Source organism: Legionella cherrii (assembly GCF_900635815.1).
In the GTDB taxonomy this organism is placed as follows: domain Bacteria; phylum Pseudomonadota; class Gammaproteobacteria; order Legionellales; family Legionellaceae; genus Legionella; species Legionella cherrii.
Map to the genome: position 1 here is coordinate 3,407,713 of NZ_LR134173.1, position 21,351 is coordinate 3,429,063.

Consider the following 21,351-nt stretch of genomic DNA (forward strand, 5'->3'; position numbering starts at 1 on the left):
TTTGAGCTCAGGTCGAGCCAAACAAGGCTTTCCAGTGAACGCTTATAAATAACAACCCACCCCATCATAACCGATCACATGGCATGACTTGTAAGCACTTTGATCCAATCGATAACTTACAGAACCATAATAAGCAATAATGTTTCCGTTTTTATCTTGTTCTATATAAGGCTTTTGGAAACTCTCCGCAATATCACAATTCGTATGATTTTGTATCCAAACCCCATCTCCTGAAACAATGCGCTTTTTGCTAGGAGTTAAGGCGTTCTTTCCACAATCCTTCATTGCTAAATGCTCTGCTTTAGGAGCAGAAAAGATAAGATCATAACCTGCCGCAGCTGCTTTAACTGCATTTTCAGCATCTAGAATGCCATGTCCGCAAGGCTTTTTACCCACACACGATTTATTGGGGTCAGTACTTACCCCAAAATCATGGGTTGTGGTATACAGTAGTTGTTCCACTTGTTCTGGGCTCAGTCCCTTTTCACTCGCAGCTAAAATCAATCCAGCAACACCAGCGACATGTGGCGTAGCCATGCTCGTTCCTTGATAAAAATCAAACCCTGATCCATTATAACCACCACCTGGGTTCACTGTAGATAAAATTCCTCCCCAAATGCCATAACGCTTGTCTCCGCCTGGAGCAGCTAAGGTGACACTTGGACCATAGTTGGAAAAATAGGATCTAAGGCCTTCAGGGCCGGTAGAAGCGACTTTAATGGTTCCATTACAAATTGCCGGCGCATTAAAATGCTCCCAAACATTGTCATTTCCCGCTGCAACAGCCAATACCGCACCCTTCTTGCGTGCAAAAAAGACTGCTTCTTGTAAGGCTTGGTCACAATAATCAATTTCGTCTTTAGGGCCTCTATCCACACCAAAGCTCATATTCAATATCTTTGCTGGATGAATATTAGTCGGAACTCCAGGAACCTCGCCACCTACAGCCCAATAAATCGCGTTAATCACTGAACTTTCATAAAACATGCCATTAGCAGCAGGGATTTTCAAAGGAAGAATTTTTAAATCCTCACCCATACCGCTCATGATACTCCCATAGCCTGCAATGGTTCCTGCAACATGAGTACCATGATAAGAGCGGGTTTCATCGATCAAGTTATTATTATTTCCTGCAAAATTCCAACCCCATAAATTACCGACACTGTCCTTGACCAAGTTGTTGATCAGACTATCATTTAAAGCAATTCCCGTATCGAGGACGGCAACTACTATTGGCTTTTTAGAAAGCCCTGTCGTATAGGCCCAAGCACCATCTCTAAATCCAGGTTTCGATTCCAACATAATTCCGGCAGGACGAGTAAACTCATCCCATTGGCTTTCATGAGATAATAAATCTCCAGTGCCTAGAATTTCAGGATCAGGAACCGGTTTAAAGTAACTTATTCTGTCTTTAACCGCATATAAAACTTGAGGGTTTTTACGCAAACGCTCCAAAATCGAAGAAGTTTCATCCTGATCGTTTCCTTTAGCCAAAGGACTGTTTGTGGTGTCTAAAATCAATAAAAAAGCACCATTCGCCATAGGATTAAATTCTTTTACAGGCAGTTGGGTTACTTGTTTTATCTGTGACTTTAAAGAAGAAACGCTGGTTATTTGTTCTTTATATTTGATAATTACTCGAACTGCATTTTGCTCCGGTGCAGCGAAAACGCCATGAGCTATTGATAAAAGACCTAGACCTAAAATCCCTGATTTAAACATGCAAAAATCTCCTTATAATATACATCGCAATTCAGTATGCTATAAGACACAGGGCAAAACAAGGGCAAACTTGTCCAAAAATGTTACTCTGCTATGCCTCATGTATTAAAATAAAAACCGCATTGAAATTCCTGGGATGCTCGATATACTGTATTTATCTCCTTGTTTGTATTAAAGAATGTCATGGGCTTGCGATCGCTTTTTTTTAAATCAGCCACACGCTTGATAAGAAAATTACAATCATGGTTTGGCTTCATAACCCTTGGTTCGCGGGCTATTATTTTAAATCGTGATCATCAGATCCTTTTAGTAAAACACACCTATCAACCGCATTGGTATTTACCTGGTGGTGGCGTCAAAAGAGGCGAGTCGGCTCAAGAAGCTCTAATACGTGAATTAAAAGAAGAAGTCGGAATAATTCCTACCGAGGAACCGCAATTATTTGGTATTTATTTCCATACGTACATGGGGGTCAACGACTATCCGGTCATCTTTATCGTTAATAACTTTACCTCTGTAAACGCCAATTCTCACGAAATTGAACAGATGGCATGGTATGATTACGACCATTTACCTGAGATGGTAAGCCCAGGAACGAAACGTAGGCTTGATGAATATTTTGCTAAAAACGCACGTTGCGACAGGTGGTGACTCACTGTATTTGTAATAGGTTGGGCTAACGCCCAACCCTCAACTAATATCGATATTGCTCAGGTTTATAAGGACCATCAATCGCCACACCTAGATAGTCTGCTTGTTCCCTAGTGAGTTGAGTCAATTTTGCTCCGATTCTTCCCAAATGCAAACGAGCTACTTTTTCATCTAATAATTTGGGAAGGACATAAACATCTCGGCCATATTGAGCCGCATTTTTAAATAATTCGATTTGCGCCAAAATTTGGTTGGAAAAAGAGGCCGACATCACAAAGCTTGGATGACCTGTAGCACATCCTAAATTAACCAAGCGTCCCTCAGCCAAAACAATTAATCGCTTACCGTCAGGAAATATTACATGATCAACCTGTGGTTTAATATTTTCCCATTGGTATTTCTTTAAACTCTGAACATCAATTTCAGAATCAAAATGACCGATGTTGCATAAAATAGCCTGATTACGCATCCGCTTCATATGCTCATGAGTCACCACATGGTAATTACCGGTAGCGGTAACAACGATATCTACCTGCTCGGCAACATCATCCAGAGTCACAACGCGATACCCTTCCATTGCCGCTTGAAGCGCACAAATAGGATCAATTTCGGCGATTAAAACAATCGCACCCTGGCCACGTAATGCCTGCGCACAACCCTTACCTACATCTCCATAACCTAAAATTAGAGCAACCTTGCCGGCAATCATCACATCAGTGGCTCGCTTTATTCCATCCAATAAAGATTCACGACAACCGTACATGTTATCAAATTTGGATTTGGTAACTGAATCATTCACATTAATTGCAGGAATTTTTAAGGTACCGTTTCTGGCCATTTCATACAATCGGGCGACACCAGTGGTTGTTTCTTCAGAAACTCCTTTAATTCCCGATAATAACTGCGGAAATTTTTGGTGTACGATTTGAGTCAAATCACCCCCATCATCCAGCAATAAATTAGGAGTCCAATGATTCGGCCCAGCAAGAGTTTGCTCAACACACCACCAATACTCTTCCTCAGTTTCACCTTTCCAAGCAAAGACCGGGATACCCTTGGCTGCTATAGCTGCGGCAGCATGATCTTGAGTAGAAAATATATTACAAGACGACCAACGAACCTCAGCACCTAAAGCAATTAATGTTTCGATCAGTACGGCTGTTTGAATTGTCATATGCAAACAACCTGCTATACGGGCGCCTTTCAAAGGCATTTTTGCAGCAAATTCCTCACGCAAAGCCATTAATCCGGGCATTTCAGTTTCAGCAATCGCTATTTCCTTACGCCCCCAAGAAGCCAGCGACATATCTGCTACTTTATAATCGTTTACCATAGTGCTTCCTGCTCCTGCTTTATTGGCTAATTCCATTAGAGTCTCCTTTATAGGGCTTTACGTAACTCCGTCACTTTATCCAATCGTTCCCATGGAAAATTTTCACGTCCATAATGGCCGTAAGTTGCGGTTTGTTTGTAGATTGGGCGAAGTAAATCGTGATGTTCAATAATGCCTTGTGGCGTTAAATCAAAATGGGTATGTATTAATTCAATGATTTCACTGTCTTTTAAACGACCTGTACCAAAAGTTTCAACAAAAATAGAGGTAGGTTCAGCCACACCAATTGCATAAGAAATCTGTAACTCGCACTTATCAGCCAATCCTGCTGCAACGATGTTTTTTGCCACATGTCGTGCTGCATAAGCTGCAGATCGGTCGACTTTAGAAGGATCCTTACCCGAAAAACATCCGCCTCCATGTCGCGCCATACCGCCATACGTATCTACAATGATTTTGCGGCCAGTAAGTCCACAGTCTCCCAAAGGACCACCTATAACAAAACGGCCTGTTGGGTTGATAAAATAGCGGGTCTTATGAGTTAACCATTCGGCGGGTAACGTTGTTTTAATAATTTCCTCTCGTACCGCCTCGATTAAATCACTGTATCCAATTTCAGCCGCATGTTGTGTGGAAAATACTACCGTATCCACTTCAACAGGTATTCCCCTTTCATATTTTAAAGTTAATTGACATTTCGCATCAGGCCGTAACCAGGGTAATGCGCCTGATTTACGTAAATGAGCTTGTTTTTCCATCAAACGATGTGCGTAAGCAATAGGAGCAGGCATGTAGACATCAGTTTCACGACTGGCATAACCAAACATTAAACCTTGATCCCCAGCGCCAAGAATTCGTGTTTCTTTATTATCCACACCCTGGGCAATATCAGGAGATTGTTTACCTATAGCAGAAAGTACGGCACAAGATTCCCAGTCAAACCCCATTTGTGAGCTGTTATAACCTATGTCTTTGACTACTTGCCGCGTTACTGCTTCCACGTCCACCCAAGCTTTGGTAGTAATTTCTCCACCAACTAACACCATTCCTGTTTTAACGAACACCTCACAAGCGACACGCGCAGCGGGGTCTTGCATTAAAATAGCATCTAGAATTGCATCAGAAATCTGATCCGCGATTTTGTCAGGATGCCCTTCAGAAACTGACTCTGAAGTAAAAACGTGACTGTCATTCATTAGTTAATCCTCTTTAAATTTTTATATATCCTATTTCATCAACTGTATAAATTCATTAAATATTATTTCTATATCATGGGGTCCAGGGCTGGCCTCAGGATGTCCTTGAAAGCCGAATGCTGGCTTTTCCTTATGTTTGATACCTTGCAGGGTATTATCAAATAACGAACGATGCGTAATCGCGAGGCAGTCAGGCAAACTCTCTTCATCCACTGCAAATCCATGGTTTTGGCTGGTTATAAAAACACGTTTTTGCCCTTCAGTTTCAATGACAGGATGATTTGCTCCGTGATGACCAAATTTCATTTTTTTTGTCACTCCCCCACAGGCTAAAGCCAAAATCTGAAAACCCAAGCAAATGCCAAATAAAGGAATATCACGAGCCAAAAATTCTTGAGTTGCACGAATGGCATAATCACAAGCTTGTGGATCTCCTGGGCCATTTGATAAAAATACCCCATCAGGATTCATTGCTAAAACTTCTGCGGCAGGGGTTTTTGCTGGAACTAAAGTTAAATGACACCCTTTGTCATGCAAAATACGTAAAATATTGTGCTTTACTCCAAAATCATAAGCAACCACGTGGAATTGTTGAGGCTGAGAGCCTTTACCCCATTCGCCTTGTCCCTCATGCCAGCGCTCTATGGTTTTTCTAGAAACTTCTAAAGCCAAATCAACTCCCTGTAGACCAGCGAAGGAACGTGCTTTTGCCAAGACCAACTCGGGATTTTCTACATGAGTACTGATGCATGCACCGACCGCACCATGCTCTCGTAAACGAAGAGTCAAATCGCGAGTATCGATGCCTGCAATGGCAACTACATTATTTTTTTTGAGCCAATCAGGAAGAGATAGTTCGGCACGATAGTTACTATGGATTATAGACGAATTACGAATCACCAAGCCCGCAGCCCAAATTTTATTAGATTCCATATCCTCATGAGTGCATCCTGTATTGCCTACATGGGCTGTAGTCAAAGTAATGATTTGGCGTGCATAGGAAGGATCCGTAAGCATTTCCTGATAACCGGTTAGAGACGTATTAAAAACCAACTCTCCGACAGAATCGCCTGTTGCTCCTATCGAAATTCCTTCGTAAATGGTGCCATCGGCTAACACTAAAATTGCTGGTTGGTTCATCATGGTCTACTCTGTTAGTTATTCAAAGTGTCTTTGAGCGGCCTTGGCGAATCCGTAGCTTAGGTAATCGAAGCGCAACTCCTGTCATCCCTCATTGCATGTGGCATGAGGTCTAAAAGATTCCGATTTCGTTTCGCTTCAACCTGGACCACAATCAATTACGATTAAAAATCCCGCAGCCAGAAAGCTCAAAAAATACACATTTAGACAAATGTGTGCAATTGTAACTTACTTGCTTCAAAATTTCATGTCTTCAAAGAATTTTTTCACACCTGCGAACCAAGAATTAGAACGTGGAGAGTGTTTTCCTTTAGCATTTTCCAGTGATTCTTGAAATTGAGTTAATAAATCTTTTTGCTCGCGTGATAAATTCACTGGGGTTTCTACAACTACCTTACATAATAAATCGCCTTGACCATGCCCGCGTACGGATTTCATCCCCTTTCCTCTTAAACGAAACACTTTACCGGTTTGTGTTTCTTCAGGAATCTTTAAAGTAACGCGTCCTTCAAGGGTTGGTACTTCTATAGAGCCACCCATGGCAGCGATAATGAAACTTATGGGTACTTCGCAATGCAAATCATTTTCGTGACGTTCGAATATAGTGTGTTTTTTACACTGACTTGTACATAAAGATCGCCTGGCCCTCCTCCATGCATACCGGCTTCGCCCTCTCCGCTTAAACGAACGCGGTCTCCATTATCCACCCCGGCGGGAATTTTAACCGTAAGCTTTTTGCTTTCACGGATTCGACCCTGACCATGACAATCGGAACAAGGATCAGAAATAATGGTTCCTTCACCATGACAGCTTGGACAGGTTTGCTGAATGGAGAAAAAGCCTTGCTGAATTCTGACTTGCCCCATACCATTACAGGTTTCACAGGTCTTTGGCTGGGTGCCTTTTTTAGCACCACTTCCACTGCACGTAGTACAAGTACCATGTCGAGGAACAGTAATTTGCACTTCTTTACCCAGCGCAGCCTCTTCAAGGGTTAATTGGACGTTGAATTGTAAATCAGCACCTCGTTGGCCACGAGATTGTCGTCCTCCACTGCGTCCGCCTGAAAAGATATTTTCAAAAATATCCTCAAAGACATCGCCAAAACCACCAAAACCGCCAAAACCTCCAGGACCACCTCTCATGGAAGGATCAACACCCGCATGACCGTATTGATCATAGGCTGCACGCTTTTGTGGATCAGAAAGAATGCTGTAAGCGTATTGGATTTCTTTAAATTTTTCTTCAGCAGCAGAATCGTCAGGATTACGATCTGGGTGATACTTCATTGCCAATCTACGATATGCCTTTTTAATTTCGGCATCACTTGCAGTTCGACTTACCTCTAAAAGTTCATAATAATCCCGCTGTTCCATAACTACTCACATATTAAAAATTAAAATGGACAATGTAGCAGGGTACGTACAATGTCACTGCCTTAAACTAAGAATCCCTTCTCCCAGCGGGGAGAAGGGAAATTCATTAACTTAATGGCAGTGACATTATGGGCACCCAGGCTACATTCCTAGACGACTAAGACACGATATAACAGATTATTTCTTATCGTCTTTAACTTCCTCGAACTCAGCATCAACAACCCCTTCATCCGCCTTGGTTGATTCTTGAGCTGATGCTTGCTCTTGCTGTGCTTGACCTTGTCCTGCCTGACCTTCAGATGCCTTTTTAGCATAAACTCGTTCAGCCATTTTTGCAGAAGCATCGCTTAACACTTTTAATTTATCTTCAATTTGTGGTTTATCGCTGCCTTGGATTGCTTCTTTTAATTCAGCAATGGCTTTTTCTATACCTTGTTTCTCATCCTCAGAGAGCTCAGCAGCCAAATCTTTCATGGATTTTTCACAGCTGTGAATCAAACTATCAGCCTGATTGCGTAGCTCTGCCATTTCCTTAAATTTCTTGTCCTCTTCAGCATGAGACTTGGCATCTTTAATCATTGCTTCTACTTCTTCATCACTCAAACCACTAGATGCTTTAATCACAATCGATTGTGCCTTGCCAGTAGCTTTATCTTTAGCAGAAACATTAAGGATACCATTCGCATCAATATCAAAAGTCACTTCAATTTGTGGTACACCACGTGGTGCGGGAGGAATATCACCTAAGTCAAATCGACCCAACGATTTATTTGCTGATGCTTGCTCTCTTTCACCTTGCAATACATGTACAGTCACTGCTGTTTGATTATCATCAGCAGTCGAAAATACTTGATTGGCTTTGGTAGGAATTGTGGTATTTTTCTCGATGAGCTTTGTCATCACCCCACCCATAGTTTCGATACCTAAAGATAAAGGAGTTACGTCAAGAAGCAGAATATCTTTGACTTCTCCAGATAAAACTGCTGCTTGAATCGCAGCACCCACAGCAACTGCTTCATCAGGGTTAACGTCTTTGCGTGGTTCTTTACCAAAAAATTCTTCTACTGTTTTTTGTACCAAAGGCATACGGGTTTGACCGCCTACCAAAATCACTTCGTTAATTTGGGATACATTCAATCCAGCATCTTTCAATGCGATTTTACAAGGCTCAACAGTACGCTCAACCAATTTCTCAACCAAAGACTCCAACTTAGCGCGAGTCAATTTGATGTTTAAGTGTTTTGGTCCTGTAGCATCAGCCGTAATGTAAGGCAAGTTAACATCTGTTTGTTGGGCTGAAGAAAGTTCAATTTTCGCTTTTTCAGCTGCATCTTTCAGACGTTGTAATGCCAATGGATCATTATGTAAATCAATGCCAGTATCTTTTTTGAATTCAGAAGCAAGATAATCAATTAAAGCCAAGTCAAAGTCTTCACCTCCCAAGAAGGTATCACCATTCGTTGCGAGTACTTCAAATTGGTGTTCTCCATCAACTTCTGCAATTTCAATAATTGAAATATCAAAAGTACCACCACCAAGGTCATATACAGCAATGATTGAATCACCACGTTTTTTGTCCATACCGTAGGCAAGAGCTGCCGCAGTAGGTTCGTTAATAATACGTTTGACTTCAAGACCAGCAATCCGTCCTGCATCTTTGGTGGCCTGACGTTGGGAGTCATTGAAATAAGCAGGTACGGTAATTACCGCTTCTTTCACTTCTTCGCCGAGATAATCTTCTGCGGTTTTTTTCATCTTACGCAATACTTCAGCTGAAATTTGTGGTGGCGCTTTGTCTTGGCTTTTCACACGAACCCAAGCATCACCATTATCCGCTTTAATGATTTTGTAAGGTACCATTTTGATATCTTTTTGCACTACTGCATCTTCAAAACGACGACCGATCAATCGCTTAATTGCAAATAAAGTATTATCAGGGTTGGTTACAGCTTGGCGTTTTGCAGATTGCCCAACCAATACCTCACCATCATCAGTATAAGCCACGATGGAAGGAGTGGTGCGGTGGCCTTCACTGTTTTCAATTACCTTAGGTTTATCACCTTCCATTACCGCAACACATGAGTTGGTGGTACCTAAGTCGATTCCTATAATTTTAGCCATTCTATTCATGCTCCAAATAAAGTAATTTCTATTGCGATGAATCTTATATGGGGCATAACCTGTCGATTTCAACCCATATAATTCACATTTTTATTTTTTTGCTACGACAACACGCGCCGGTCTAATCACTCGGTCGCTCAATTTATATCCTTTTTGGAATACCGCGAGGACTGTATTGGGTTCAGCGCCAGGTGCATCTTGCATCGACATCGCTTCGTGAAGCTGTGGATCAAAAGGCATACCTACAGGATCGATTTGTTGCACCTCAAATTTCTTCAATACATCCGTAAAAAGCTTTAAAGTTAATTCTAAACCTTCCTTCATTGATGAGTCTTCCGCTTTAACAGCCAATTGTAACGCCTGCTCTAGACTGTCAATTACAGGTAACAAATCAGAGATCAACTTTTCAACGCCATAGCGATGCGCATTAGCTACTTCACGCTCGGCACGGCGACGGACATTATCGAGCTCAGCTTGAGCACGCACTGCTTTTTCCCAATTTTCATGAGCCTGTTGTTCAGCAAGCGTCAGTTTTTCACTCAACTCGATATAGCTTGGATGATCTAACGAAGGTTCAGGATGTGTTATTTCTTCGGTTAATTCCAAAGTATCCTCATGATCACTGTGTTCCGATTCTTTAGATTGATGTTCTTCATTTTGATGTTGTTCTTTAAATTGATGCCAATTTTTTTTGTCTTGTTTACTCATGCAAATTACTCCTCTCCACAGCCTAGCAACGTGAAAACCACAGATGGGGGCAGCCAATAAGATTTCAAGCCCTTAATCATTTTTATTTTATCGTAGCCTGGTGAAACGCTAAGCCATAACCCTGTTTTTTTTTTCGTCATCCCGAATGCTACGAGGGATGAGGAGAACCTAAGCAGCTGGGTCCAAGCTACCAATCTTAGAGAATAATCACCAGAATAATAATCCGTTCGCTTGCAGTATGTGTTCATTTATTCCATACTTAGACTCAAAAAAGTTACATGGGTTTTTTATGCTAAAATGGTCGCCTAACTCTTGGCTCCAATATTCTTATTTACAAGCTGCAAATTACGCGGATGAAGAACAGTTAAATAAAATTGTAGAGCAACTGAGCCTTTTACCTCCACTAGTTACCAGTAGTGAAGTAAGAAATTTGAAAAAAGAAATTGCACGCGCCGGGCGTGGAGAGGCGTTTATTCTTCAAGGTGGCGACTGTGCTGAATCGTTTAATGATTGCCGCTCAGAAATCATCAGCAATAAATTAAAAATCATCTTACAAATGAGTTTGATTCTATTGCATGGCTTACGAAAACCTATTATTCGTGTTGGACGAATCGCAGGCCAATATGCAAAACCTCGGTCTTCAGATTATGAAACAATTGAGGGTATTACTTTGCCTAGCTACCGGGGTGATCTCGTAAACTCCCCGGAATTCTCTCAAGAAGCACGTGAGCCTAACCCTAAACTATTGTTGCAAGCCTACAGCTGTTCGGCCATTACTTTAAACTTTATTCGTGGCCTACTCGACAGTGGTTTTGCCAGCCTCAATCATCCTCAACAATGGAACTTAGGCTTTGTGGAACATTCCAAACAAAAAGAAGAGTACCAAACGCTGGTTAAATCAATCGCTGATGCTTTAGATTTTTTGGATACCATTGATGGAATACAGTCCAGTAATTTATCCAAGGTGGATTTTTATACTTCTCATGAGGCTCTGCATTTGCACTATGAGCAGGCATTGACGCGTCAGATGGAAGATGGCTTATGGTATAACCTCTCTACACACCTGCCATGGATTGGGATGCGTACAGCACAGATCGATAGCGCCCATTTGGAATTTTTACGTGGTGTAGAGAACCCTATTGGGATCAAGGTTGGACCAGGAGCAACTCCAGAATGGTTGGAAGAAGTATTGCAAAGAGCTAATCCTAAACGTGAAGAAGGACGTCTTTTGTTATTCACTCGTCTAGGAGCAAAGCACATAGATAGGTTGCTGCCCCCTCTTATCGAAACAGTAAGGAAAACAGGAGTTCCAGTTACCTGGTCTTGTGATCCTATGCATGGCAATACAGAGACTACATTGGATGGCATTAAAACCCGTCACTTTGACAACATTCTTTTAGAGCTGAAACAAGCTCTGGAAATTCATCGCAATATGGGCAGTTATCTTGGTGGCGTTCATTTTGAACTAACAGGCGATAACGTCACAGAGTGTATTGGCGGCGCTCGCGGGTTAGCCGCTGACGATCTAAAAAAGGCATATCATAGCCTCGTTGATCCTCGGTTAAACTATGAACAATCAATAGAAATGGCCATTCAATTGAGTCGACAATTTAGGAACGAATAGCTCTCTATGAGTCGTAGAACCTTTCGTTCCTAAATATGACATCGTTATTGTCACTAATTATAATTTGGTTTAGCCCACTCATCTTCATCACAAGTAGTGCTTACTTTAGTCCTATAAATATAAGAAGTATCAATCGCTTTCGTATAAAGATGTTCTTCAAATAAGTTCTCAGACGCACTTAGAATAAGATCATTTAGCACATCTGCTTGTGATGTTATATGATTTGAATTTAAAAAATTTGCTGCAAATTCCGGGTAAAGAGTACAGAGCTCCGATAGGCTTTTATTAAAAGGGTTTTCACTACCACCGAATTGATTATAAAACGCTAAATACGCTTCAGTATAAGCGCGTAAGGCACGCTTCTCTTCTTTCTTATCTACATCCTGAGTGTATTTTTTTCTTAACAGTGACACTAATTGGCAATAAAGTGAATCAAACGCGATTATTGCTTCCTGATTATCGGCAGATAGGTTGAGATAAAAAGGGTTAAGAAACTCTTTATTGTGAATCGTTATTTTCTTTATACTACAAAACGGTACAGCTAAGGCGATATGCTCCTTTTCTCGTTCCATTCGAGCAGGTAAAGTGCGGTTATTTTCACGATAACTTGCATGGACATCAACGATATAATCAGAGAATAAAGTAGGGTCGATAGTAATAACGCTTTCCCTTCCCCACTTCGATGCAATCTGAACATCTTCTGACATACTCACCATATGAAAATCATTAGATAAGTTAGTTAATTTATGCAGTCTTATTTGCTCCATATCAATTACTTCAGGGAAACATTGACAAAAAACCCCGGTAATTAGGGTAGGCATGAGAAAAATTATTTCGGGAAGATGCTCATCACCTCGATATAATGTTTTGATTGCAGGAGAAGTTTTTTCAACATGTGAAAACTCCACACATGAAAAAGATTTCATCTTGTTACTAGGAAAAAATGCTGGATATTTACTTTGCATAAGCTCTTTAATGGCAGGATAGAATTGCGCAATAATATATCATATTGATCACAATAGTTAAATAATGTCAGCGCACAATACTCTTGGTACATAGATATGTTGGACACCGAACCTTAAAGGACTTCTGTATGTATCTGTAAATGATGCATTGTACACTTTTTTTAAGCCCATCATTTTTTCCCTAGCATTATTTTTATTTCTCATAGAAAATCATTCCACCATTCACGCGCCCTTCCTTGACATGTAACCATTTGGTTACATATAATATGAATATGGACAACGATCTTATTTTTAAAGCACTGGCAGATAAAAGTCGACGTACCTTGCTTGACGCATTATGTGCTCGCAATGGCCAAAACCTTAATGAGCTGTGCGAACATTTGAGCATGAGCCGGCAGGCGGTTATGAAACATCTTCATATTCTGGAAGATGCGAACTTGGTTGTTGTTCATTGGGAAGGCCGAGAAAAGTTGCACTATCTCAATCCAGTACCATTGCAAGAAACGTTTGGGCGCTGGATCGCAAAGTACGAACGTAATCGACTACTCGCTTTAGATAACTTGAAAAATATTTTAGAACACGACAAGTCATCATCGTCACCTAAAAAAAGGAAATGAAAATGAACATGAGCAAACCACAATTCGTTTATACAACTTACATTCAAACTACCGCTGAAAAACTGTGGGAAGCCTTAACGAAGGGCGAATTTACTAAAGAATACTGGGGTGGTTTTCGCATAGAAAGTGATTGGACTGTAGGATCATCTATGAAGTTTTATGCACCCGACGGCAGTCTGATCCATTCAGATAAGGTACTACGTGCAGATAAACCGAGGGTACTTTCATACAGTTGGAAGCCGTTAATGGAATCGATGCCTGACGAACCCGCATCTACTGTTATTTTTGAACTTGAACCCGAAGGTAATCTGGTGAAATTAACCGTCACACACAGCGGCTTCCCAGAACAGTCTGAGATATTACCCAAAATCAGTTACGGCTGGCCACTTGTTCTTAGCAGTCTTAAGAGCTTCTTGGAAACAGGCACAGCGTTGGCTTATTCGTTTAAGTCTGATTGCAGCAAGAAATAAAGTGACAAAGGCGCAATACCCAAGATCTTGCGCACTATAACTCTTGAACCGCACTGGGTCAGGTGAAGGAAAAAGCTAATTTAACCTCCTCACCCTAGCCCTCTCCCGAAATCGGGAGAGGGGATGATAGTAAATTTTAGTTTTTTATCGACTCACCCCTCTGGCAAAAGGTGATTTAGTAAATCTTCTTTTTTCTATCCCATTACCCCTCTGAGGAGAGGGTTAGGGTGAGGGGTATTGAGCCCTCTCCTCAAATTCATCAGCTGTCGTAGCTCTTTCGCGAATAAGTTGAACATTCACAATACGGCCCACTGCAACAGAAGCACCTTCACCGACTGATTCCCAGGGATTCCCATGAATTAAACTCCCTCAAGTAACACATCGAGGTTCAGTGATGAACTTTTTCCAAGGTTTTTCCCATGCTCAGTGAGAAACGCTTCAGCAGCACGGCGTCCTTCATCTCGCAACATGAGCAAAAAGTCCCATTCGGCATTGAGCTTGGAGGAATAACTGAGTTCGAGCATCATGTCACTGCTTACTCGGTGTATTCGCATGCCCGCCCATTTAGCCCCTTCGGAATTACCTGGATGGGCCAATTGCCGTAATAAAGCAATCATGCGAAGCTCTTTAAGTAATACCGTGTTAAATGACACTTCATTCAGGCGGTTTAGGATATCTCGTGCGGACCGAGGAAAACCTGGTCGTGTTACGGGATTAATTTGTACTAAAATCGTATCTTGTGATTTACATTCTCGAACAAGCGGTGTAATGGTAGGATTTCCTGAATATCCTCCATCCCAGTAATGCTCCCCATCGATCTCTACAGCCTTGAAAATAGTGGGTAGGCATGCCGAGGCAAGAAGCACATCAGGGGTAATTTCGTTGTTGCGAAATACTCTCCCTCTACCGGTACTCACGTTGGTTGCAGTCACAAATAATTTGATTGAGCTTTGTGATAACCTATTGAAATCAATGAGTTCTGCTAAAATATTGTGGAGTGGATTAACCCCAAATGGGTCCAGATCATATGGAGAAAACAGTCGAGACAATACATCCATGGTGATGAAAAAAGGAGAATGATCCAAAGACCATTGCCCCAGCATCATATCAAGAGGACTGCGTTGTAGGGGACTAAAGCGCGCGGCATCAGAAACATTCTTCCAGAACAATTCGAGCGCATCGCGTGCCCCTTGAGGACCATCTTTGAGATATCCGTCAGCAAGAACCACCGCATTCATGGCTCCTGCAGATGTACCCGAAATACCATCAATTCGGAGCTTCTTTTCTTGTAATAAACGATCCAGTACGCCCCAGGTAAACGCACCATGAGCGCCACCGCCTTGTAGCGCTAAATCAATAAGAATTTCATCAGCTATTTTTTGAGAGTGAGCCATAATGTAAGACATCCATTTCTTTGATTATATTATTGAAGAATCCATCTCTTCATAAGCAACAATTTATTGCCCTAAATGAAATTTCCCTTTCCCCCTTGGGGAGAAGGTGTTCCATGGGGCGGATGAGGGTTTTGATGATGGCTAAAGAACCCTATCCGATCCTGCCCTCTCCTACAAGCGGGAGAGGAATTTCTTCATTGGATTGTATCAAGTATTGCAATCCATCATCACATAATCTATTCGATTTAACCTAGACAAAGGCCCAAAAAATCCAGCTCAAAAAAGAGCTACCGCATCGCCATTAGTCCACCCCATGTTTCTTTGATTATAGCCTGATTACCGCAAAAAGCAGGCTATAAACGATCTTAATTTTGGTGATAATAAGGACTCAATTCTTGAACTGCTTCGATCATAGCGGCAACATGTTCAGGAGGGACGTCAGGAGTAACCCCATGGCCTAGATTAAACACATGTCCTGAGCCCGCTCCGTAAGATGCTAAAACCTTTTTTACTTGCTCTCGAATACATTGCTTTGAGGTTAATAATACCGAAGGGTCAAGGTTCCCTTGTAATGCAACGCGATCCCCAACTCTGCGTCGTGCTTCACCTAGATCACACGTCCAATCGAGTCCTAGTGCATCACATCCGGTAACAAGCATTTTTTCTAACCATTGCCCTCCCCCTTTAGTAAATAAAATAACGGGGATGTCAGGGAAATTGGTTTTAATTTGGTGTACGATTTTCTGCATGTACTGAAGAGAAAAATTTTGATAATTCTCTGGGGTCAAAATCCCCCCCCAAGTATCAAAAAGCATGACTGAATTAACTCCCGCTTTGATTTGCTCCATCAGATAATCTGCAACTGATGCTGCCAATTTACTTAGTAAAATATGGGCAGCCTCACTTTCAGTGTAGATCAGAGGTAAAATGCGTTTAAACTCTCTCGTGCTTTTCCCTTCAACCATATAACATGCTAAAGTCCATGGACTGCCTGCAAAACCGATTAGCGGAAGCTCTTTAGGCATTTCTTTGCGGATCAAACGCACCGCATTCATCACGTACGCCAAAGAATCAGGCTCCGGGATTCGTAAGTTGGCGATTGCTTGGGTATCTCGTATCGGATGTTGAAAACACGGTCCTTCGCCTTCAACGAAATATAAACCGAGCCCCATCGCATCAGGAATAGTCAAAATATCAGAAAATAAAATGGCTGCATCCAGTGCGTAACGACGCAACGGCTGTAAGGTGACCTCACAAGCCAGTTCAGGATTCTTACAAAGACTTAAAAAATCACCGGCCTGTTCTCTGGTCTTGCGGTATTCAGGTAAATAACGCCCTGCTTGACGCATCATCCATACTGGAGTTCGCTCTACCGGTTGTCGTCTTAAAGCACGTAGGAACAAAGAGTGATCCAAATCATACATCATAGTATCTCAACAGAATCAAAAGGCCTTAATGCTATCATAAATAATGCCAGAATTGTTTCTGAATTTGACTCGGATCAGACTTGCACACATAATCAGTAACTATTTATCAGTTAGGGTTTATTATGGGATTAATTAAAAATTCTTCGCAATCGATTGGAGCAGGATACCCTAAGAACACTGGCAGATTAAAACACGTGGTGGGAAGTTCTGAAAAACTCCCCAAAAGAGTTGCTTTAACAGGCGATTCTACAATAGACAACGGAAACTGGGTAAATAAAAAACAATCTTATGCAGATAAATCAGATACAGTCACCCATCAAACTGCAGTAGCACTTTCTCATGCTTCAGATTCTTACGATATAGGAAATTTTGCCGTTGATGGCGCAACTACCGATGATTTATTGTCTTATTGTGCGTTGGATAAAGTACTCCCCAGAGATGAAGATCATAACGGCTCTAAAGTACACCAACTGAATGCAGTTACGGCATGGAAACCTGATGTTGTGGTGATAAGCGTAGGGGGGAATAATTATCGAGAAGCCCTGGCAAACACATTAATGGAGGAAATGACTTATCCCCAACTCCTTTTAAGAATCACTCCTGAGCATGCAAAACCAACCATTCACTTAGCGTTTGAACAAGTCAAAGCAAAAATATTAAAAGATTATAAAAAAATAATTGATGAATTAATTGAGAATAATCCACAAATGAACCGTATTGTTCTATTGTCTCAATATTATCCTTCAATTACGCAATTAACTCCTTATTTTATTTATACTGGATTTTCGCATTTGGCACGTGCTGAAGGAAAAGGACGCGCTCCTTTTACTGTAGTTGAAGAAACTATGAATGAACTCTATAGGCAAATCCTAGACTATGCAGCGACTAAAGATAAAGAGATTGTTTTTGTTGATACAACTTCTTCATTAAACCCTTTAGGCGGAAAGCATACGCTGCAGATTGAGCCAAATGAACAAGGTTCTGAGATCATGGGGCGATTAATTGCCGGCGCGATTGAATATAAATTTCCAGAAAGTCTAATGGAACACGATGAAAAATCCATCCCTAGAATTTATTTGAGTGCTGATGAACGACAGATTCAAACACAGGTTTTAAATAAAAAAGAGATAGAAACCTTTAGTGTCAAAAGTATAGGACAATTCATCAGTGAAAACCGATATCGCCATTTAGGTTTATTATTTTCCCCCAAATCCAGTTTAGCTGTGCGTCTTGAAAGCGCTTATCACACGATTACAGGCAAGCAATTTGATGATGAGTATACCGGCTTGCCTGCTTTTGGTTTATTGGATATAACTTTAGTGCCCATAATAGCTTCTTATTTATGGCGGGTTGCAGTTAATGAACACGTTCATTTCTCCTTAAGAGTAATCGCAGGTAGCGTTGCTTCCCCAATTCTATTAGGGAAAACGGTTCTTGGTCTATCATCCATGCTCACACTTTCCCTACCCATACTTGGATACGATAAAGCAGCGCACGTGCTTGCAAACCCGAATACGGATCAAAAAGAGGACTCAGAGACTAAAGGACTGCAAGTATAGGTAATTCGTTGTCCTGAAATGCATCAGGGTACATTGTCTCTCTATACAGCATGCTAACTATTTAGATAAAATTACCCGTAAATCAACTTTTGGATCAGCAGGAATCAGATTGGATACCTTAAATATCAAAGCCCTTAATGTGAGCACCAAAATTGGTGTTTATGCATGGGAACAACGTATTCTTCAACAATTATTAATTGATATCAGTATTGATACCGATTTCAGTGACTGTCAGGAAGATTTAGGTAAGACCGTAGACTACGAAGCACTTTGTAAGAATGTCACTCTTTATGTAGAATCAAAATCCTTTCAACTCATTGAAACAGTGGCCAATGAAGTCGCAGAGTTAATTAAAAAACAATTCAATGTTTCTCAAGTTACAGTGGGAGTCAGCAAACCTCATGCAATCAAAAATGCAGGAACCATTCAGGTCGTTGTACGGCGCTGAAATATCTTGGGCTCCTTCATGTGTAGCCTGGGTTAGTCGAAGTCGCAACCCAGGTTTCAGATAAAATCATGCCTCCGGAAACCGGTTACCGCTTTTCCTACCCCAGGCAATGTACTTTATGCACCTCGTGTAACCATACCGTTTAGACGTTCATTTCTAGCCAAAGTCACCTGAGCTTGTTGTGCAAGAGCTCGATTAGAATATGGACCTACCACTACACGGAACCAATTCCCTTTTACAGGATGGCTTACAGGAATTATGTATGCGCCAAAACCCTTAAGAATCAGAGAGCCCTTCATTTGCTCCGCATCTTTACGTGCTTTAAAAGAGGCCACTTGAACTAAAAACTTTCCTTTCTCAGTTGAAGAAGCATTTGATTGCACTGGTGCTTTAGCCACATTCTGTTTCTCTGCTGGGGTTACTGAGGGTGTTGTATTTGAAATACTAGCGGATACAGTTTTTTGGGTTGCTGGAGATACTGAAGCTGTCGCCGTTACGGTAGTAGTAGGGGTATTTGTTGCCGTAGGCTGAGCCGAAGCTGTTGGGTTAGCATTGGGTTGTGAGCTAGGGACTTTTTCATTTGTGAGGAGCGTGTAAAACTCAAATTTTGGTTTAGGCGGAATCGCAGCGTGTTGCGCTTCTGGTTTGGATGCTTCTTTTTTCATTTCATGATGAGCTAAAACCTGAGTATTTACCCAATTGCTTAGCATTTCAAAATCAAAAAAAGAAGCGGTCAAATAACCTAATAAAAAGGTAAAAGTAATCACTAGAAGCTGGTGCGGTGCATTACCGCGCGAGCGTGAAGAACGCCTATTACCATATTCTCTTGTCATCACATACTCTCAGGAGCTGATACGCCCAATAAGTCCAAACCATTTTTTAATACCTGACGCACTGCCTCGAGCAAACAAAGACGAGCGCATCGTAATTGCTCATGCTCACACAAAAGTGGAACAGCATTATAATAACTATGCAAGCCATTGGCTACTTCACGTAAATAATAAGCTACTTGATGTGGTTCACAATGTACAGCTGCTAATTCTACAATCTCGGGATAACGGCCAATTAAAGAAATCAAATGAGTTTCATGCGATTGTTCTAACAAATCGATATGTTTTAGACCAAGTGCCTTATCCCAAGATAAGCCTCGTTCCTTCAATTGTCTTAACACAGAGCATATTCTTGCGTGAGCATACTGAATATAATAAACCGGATTATCACTGGACTCTGACTTAGCTAAATCCAAATCGAAATCCATATGTTGTTCTGACTTACGCGCCACATAAAAGAAACGCGCTGCATCATTGCCCACCTCATGACGCAACTCTCTTAAAGTGACAAAAGAACCACTACGTGTGGACATTTGTACCCGCTCAGAACCACGATATAAAATAGCGAATTGCACCAGTAATACATCCAGTGCACTTTCATCATGTCCTAAAGCCTTAACCACGGCACGTAAGCGAGTGATATACCCATGATGATCTGCACCAAAAATATCAATTACCCGATCATAACCTCTATCATATTTATTCCAATGGTACGCTACATCAGAGGCAAAATAAGTAGTGTGACCATTAGCACGCACCAGTACGCGATCTTTTTCATCGCCAAAATCAGTTGCTCTAAACCAAAGAGCACCTTCCTTTTCAAAAGTATGACCACTGTCCTTAAGCGCTTGAATCCCTTTTTGGATGGAACCATCTTCAAAAAGAGACTGTTCGGAAAACCAACTATTATAGTTCACACCAAATTCGGCGAGATCATCTTTGATATCATCAAGAACCGTATTTAATGCATGTTGATGAAACAGAGCAAAAACATCCGTACCTAATAATTGTTTTGCACGGACTACCAAAGCATCGATATAAACTTCTTTGTCTCCACCATGAGGTTCATCAAGAGGCAAGCCTTCAATGACAGTAGCCCATGGATGCACATATTCCTTACCGTGCTCGGCTAAAAATTCCTGTGCTATTTCAGAAACATAATCCCCTTTATACGCATTGGCAGGAATAACCACAGGTTCGCCAGCAAGTTCCAGGTAGCGCAACCACACACTGGCAGCAAGAATGTTCATTTGCCGTCCAGCATCATTCACATAGTATTCTAAAGTAACATCATAACCGGCTGCCTTTAAAACATTTCCTAAAGTAGCGCCAAAAGCGGCCCCCCGTCCATGTCCTACATGCAAGGGACCTGTTGGATTCGCGGAAACAAATTCAACCAATACTTTTTGGTTTTGACCAATAGTACTTCGTCCAAAATGCTCCCCCTTTTCCAATATTTCACCAATAATTTGGGAACGAGAACTATTACGTATGAAAAAATTGATAAACCCTGCCCCAGCAATTTCTACTTTTTCCACGGCAGAGTCAGCAGGCAAAGCTTGAACTAAAAGCTCGGCTATTTTGCGTGGTGCCTGGCGACATGGCTTTGCTAATATTAAAGCCAAATTACTGGCAAAATCACCATGAGCAGAATCTTTTGTACGGTCAACCTTAATCTCAATATCTAAATCAGCAGGTATTTCACCCGATTTTTGTAAGGACATTAAAGCGTGTTTTAAAAGCTGCTCTACAGTATGTTTCATGCTACTC

At 41.4% G+C, this 21,351-nt stretch carries 17 protein-coding genes and 1 pseudogene; 6 read left to right on the forward strand and 12 right to left on the reverse strand.

The annotated features are described in order from the left end of the window. Nucleotides 1-42: 42 nt before the first annotated feature. The gene (locus EL022_RS14600; RefSeq protein WP_028379877.1) at nucleotides 43-1,722 is read right to left on the reverse strand and encodes a S8 family serine peptidase; all 1,680 of its coding nucleotides are present in this window, start codon (nucleotides 1,720-1,722) and stop codon (nucleotides 43-45) included. A gap of 183 nt (nucleotides 1,723-1,905) precedes the next feature. Here EL022_RS14600 and EL022_RS14605 point away from each other — a divergent pair, with 183 nt between their 5' ends. Next, complete coding sequence (locus tag EL022_RS14605) at nucleotides 1,906-2,373, forward strand: NUDIX domain-containing protein (RefSeq protein WP_028379876.1); 468 nt, start codon at nucleotides 1,906-1,908, stop codon at nucleotides 2,371-2,373. Between the two features lie 43 nt (nucleotides 2,374-2,416). Here EL022_RS14605 and ahcY read toward each other — a convergent pair whose 3' ends face one another. From ahcY to grpE, 6 genes and pseudogenes are all read right to left on the reverse strand, one after another. Beyond that, on the reverse strand, nucleotides 2,417-3,742 hold the full coding sequence (ahcY, locus tag EL022_RS14610; protein ID WP_028379875.1) for an adenosylhomocysteinase: 1,326 nt from the start codon (nucleotides 3,740-3,742) through the stop codon (nucleotides 2,417-2,419). Between the two features lie 11 nt (nucleotides 3,743-3,753). Beyond that, nucleotides 3,754-4,902 carry a methionine adenosyltransferase gene (gene metK / locus EL022_RS14615; protein ID WP_028379874.1) on the reverse strand — a complete coding sequence of 383 codons (1,149 nt, stop codon included), beginning with the start codon at nucleotides 4,900-4,902 and terminating at the stop codon, nucleotides 3,754-3,756. 30 nt (nucleotides 4,903-4,932) lie between these two features. Next, complete coding sequence (gene carA, locus EL022_RS14620; RefSeq protein WP_028379873.1) at nucleotides 4,933-6,045, reverse strand: glutamine-hydrolyzing carbamoyl-phosphate synthase small subunit; 1,113 nt, start codon at nucleotides 6,043-6,045, stop codon at nucleotides 4,933-4,935. A gap of 234 nt (nucleotides 6,046-6,279) precedes the next feature. Further along, nucleotides 6,280-7,418: pseudogene (dnaJ, locus tag EL022_RS14625) on the reverse strand (molecular chaperone DnaJ). 177 nt (nucleotides 7,419-7,595) lie between these two features. After that, nucleotides 7,596-9,539 carry a molecular chaperone DnaK gene (gene dnaK / locus EL022_RS14630; RefSeq protein WP_028379871.1) on the reverse strand — a complete coding sequence of 648 codons (1,944 nt, stop codon included), beginning with the start codon at nucleotides 9,537-9,539 and terminating at the stop codon, nucleotides 7,596-7,598. Nucleotides 9,540-9,629: 90 nt separating this feature from the next. Then, nucleotides 9,630-10,247, reverse strand: coding sequence for a nucleotide exchange factor GrpE (gene grpE / locus EL022_RS14635; RefSeq protein WP_028379870.1), 618 nt, complete (start codon nucleotides 10,245-10,247; stop codon nucleotides 9,630-9,632). A 289-nt stretch (nucleotides 10,248-10,536) separates the two neighbouring features. On the opposite strand from grpE, the gene EL022_RS14640 reads away from it, so the two are divergent. Continuing rightward, nucleotides 10,537-11,871: a 3-deoxy-7-phosphoheptulonate synthase class II gene (locus tag EL022_RS14640; RefSeq protein ID WP_028379869.1), complete on the forward strand. Its 1,335-nt coding sequence runs from the start codon at nucleotides 10,537-10,539 to the stop codon at nucleotides 11,869-11,871. A gap of 53 nt (nucleotides 11,872-11,924) precedes the next feature. Here EL022_RS14640 and lart1 read toward each other — a convergent pair whose 3' ends face one another. Further along, a complete protein-coding gene (gene lart1 / locus EL022_RS14645; RefSeq protein ID WP_028379868.1) occupies nucleotides 11,925-12,836 on the reverse strand; it encodes an NAD(+)--arginine ADP-ribosyltransferase Lart1 in 912 nt (303 codons plus the stop codon). Nucleotides 12,837-13,102: 266 nt separating this feature from the next. Between lart1 and EL022_RS14650 the strand changes: the two genes are divergently transcribed. Both EL022_RS14650 and EL022_RS14655 read left to right on the forward strand, forming a co-directional pair. Beyond that, nucleotides 13,103-13,453, forward strand: coding sequence for an ArsR/SmtB family transcription factor (locus EL022_RS14650; protein WP_028379867.1), 351 nt, complete (start codon nucleotides 13,103-13,105; stop codon nucleotides 13,451-13,453). Between the two features lie 2 nt (nucleotides 13,454-13,455). Beyond that, nucleotides 13,456-13,923, forward strand: coding sequence for an SRPBCC family protein (locus tag EL022_RS14655; RefSeq protein ID WP_197718067.1), 468 nt, complete (start codon nucleotides 13,456-13,458; stop codon nucleotides 13,921-13,923). Between the two features lie 359 nt (nucleotides 13,924-14,282). Here EL022_RS14655 and EL022_RS14660 read toward each other — a convergent pair whose 3' ends face one another. Continuing rightward, nucleotides 14,283-15,317 carry a patatin-like phospholipase family protein gene (locus EL022_RS14660; protein ID WP_028379865.1) on the reverse strand — a complete coding sequence of 345 codons (1,035 nt, stop codon included), beginning with the start codon at nucleotides 15,315-15,317 and terminating at the stop codon, nucleotides 14,283-14,285. 365 nt (nucleotides 15,318-15,682) lie between these two features. Further along, a complete protein-coding gene (hemE, locus tag EL022_RS14665; RefSeq protein WP_028379864.1) occupies nucleotides 15,683-16,741 on the reverse strand; it encodes a uroporphyrinogen decarboxylase in 1,059 nt (352 codons plus the stop codon). 125 nt (nucleotides 16,742-16,866) lie between these two features. On the opposite strand from hemE, the gene EL022_RS14670 reads away from it, so the two are divergent. Further along, the gene (locus tag EL022_RS14670; protein ID WP_028379863.1) at nucleotides 16,867-18,303 is read left to right on the forward strand and encodes an SGNH/GDSL hydrolase family protein; all 1,437 of its coding nucleotides are present in this window, start codon (nucleotides 16,867-16,869) and stop codon (nucleotides 18,301-18,303) included. A 109-nt stretch (nucleotides 18,304-18,412) separates the two neighbouring features. After that, the gene (gene folB / locus EL022_RS14675) at nucleotides 18,413-18,751 is read left to right on the forward strand and encodes a dihydroneopterin aldolase (RefSeq protein WP_028379862.1); all 339 of its coding nucleotides are present in this window, start codon (nucleotides 18,413-18,415) and stop codon (nucleotides 18,749-18,751) included. Nucleotides 18,752-18,867: 116 nt separating this feature from the next. Here folB and EL022_RS14680 read toward each other — a convergent pair whose 3' ends face one another. Next, the gene (locus EL022_RS14680) at nucleotides 18,868-19,584 is read right to left on the reverse strand and encodes an SPOR domain-containing protein (RefSeq protein WP_028379861.1); all 717 of its coding nucleotides are present in this window, start codon (nucleotides 19,582-19,584) and stop codon (nucleotides 18,868-18,870) included. Further along, the gene (gene argS / locus EL022_RS14685; protein WP_028379860.1) at nucleotides 19,584-21,344 is read right to left on the reverse strand and encodes an arginine--tRNA ligase; all 1,761 of its coding nucleotides are present in this window, start codon (nucleotides 21,342-21,344) and stop codon (nucleotides 19,584-19,586) included. The genes EL022_RS14680 and argS overlap by 1 nt, the downstream gene beginning before the upstream one ends. Between the last annotated feature and the right edge of the window lie 7 nt (nucleotides 21,345-21,351).

Excerpts from the sequence above, each read along its gene's own strand:
- EL022_RS14600 (WP_028379877.1), bottom strand. The coding sequence starts at position 1,722 with ATGTTTAAATCAGGGATTTTAGGTCTAGGTCTTTTATCAATAGCTCAT.
- EL022_RS14605 (WP_028379876.1), top strand. The coding sequence starts at position 1,906 with ATGGGCTTGCGATCGCTTTTTTTTAAATCAGCCACACGCTTGATAAGA.
- ahcY (WP_028379875.1), bottom strand. The coding sequence starts at position 3,742 with ATGGAATTAGCCAATAAAGCAGGAGCAGGAAGCACTATGGTAAACGAT.
- metK (WP_028379874.1), bottom strand. The coding sequence starts at position 4,902 with ATGAATGACAGTCACGTTTTTACTTCAGAGTCAGTTTCTGAAGGGCAT.
- carA (WP_028379873.1), bottom strand. The coding sequence starts at position 6,045 with ATGATGAACCAACCAGCAATTTTAGTGTTAGCCGATGGCACCATTTAC.
- dnaK (WP_028379871.1), bottom strand. The coding sequence starts at position 9,539 with ATGGCTAAAATTATAGGAATCGACTTAGGTACCACCAACTCATGTGTT.
- grpE (WP_028379870.1), bottom strand. The coding sequence starts at position 10,247 with ATGAGTAAACAAGACAAAAAAAATTGGCATCAATTTAAAGAACAACAT.
- EL022_RS14640 (WP_028379869.1), top strand. The coding sequence starts at position 10,537 with ATGCTAAAATGGTCGCCTAACTCTTGGCTCCAATATTCTTATTTACAA.
- lart1 (WP_028379868.1), bottom strand. The coding sequence starts at position 12,836 with ATGCAAAGTAAATATCCAGCATTTTTTCCTAGTAACAAGATGAAATCT.
- EL022_RS14650 (WP_028379867.1), top strand. The coding sequence starts at position 13,103 with ATGAATATGGACAACGATCTTATTTTTAAAGCACTGGCAGATAAAAGT.
- EL022_RS14655 (WP_197718067.1), top strand. The coding sequence starts at position 13,456 with ATGAACATGAGCAAACCACAATTCGTTTATACAACTTACATTCAAACT.
- EL022_RS14660 (WP_028379865.1), bottom strand. The coding sequence starts at position 15,317 with ATGGCTCACTCTCAAAAAATAGCTGATGAAATTCTTATTGATTTAGCG.
- hemE (WP_028379864.1), bottom strand. The coding sequence starts at position 16,741 with ATGTATGATTTGGATCACTCTTTGTTCCTACGTGCTTTAAGACGACAA.
- EL022_RS14670 (WP_028379863.1), top strand. The coding sequence starts at position 16,867 with ATGGGATTAATTAAAAATTCTTCGCAATCGATTGGAGCAGGATACCCT.
- EL022_RS14680 (WP_028379861.1), bottom strand. The coding sequence starts at position 19,584 with ATGACAAGAGAATATGGTAATAGGCGTTCTTCACGCTCGCGCGGTAAT.
- argS (WP_028379860.1), bottom strand. The coding sequence starts at position 21,344 with ATGAAACATACTGTAGAGCAGCTTTTAAAACACGCTTTAATGTCCTTA.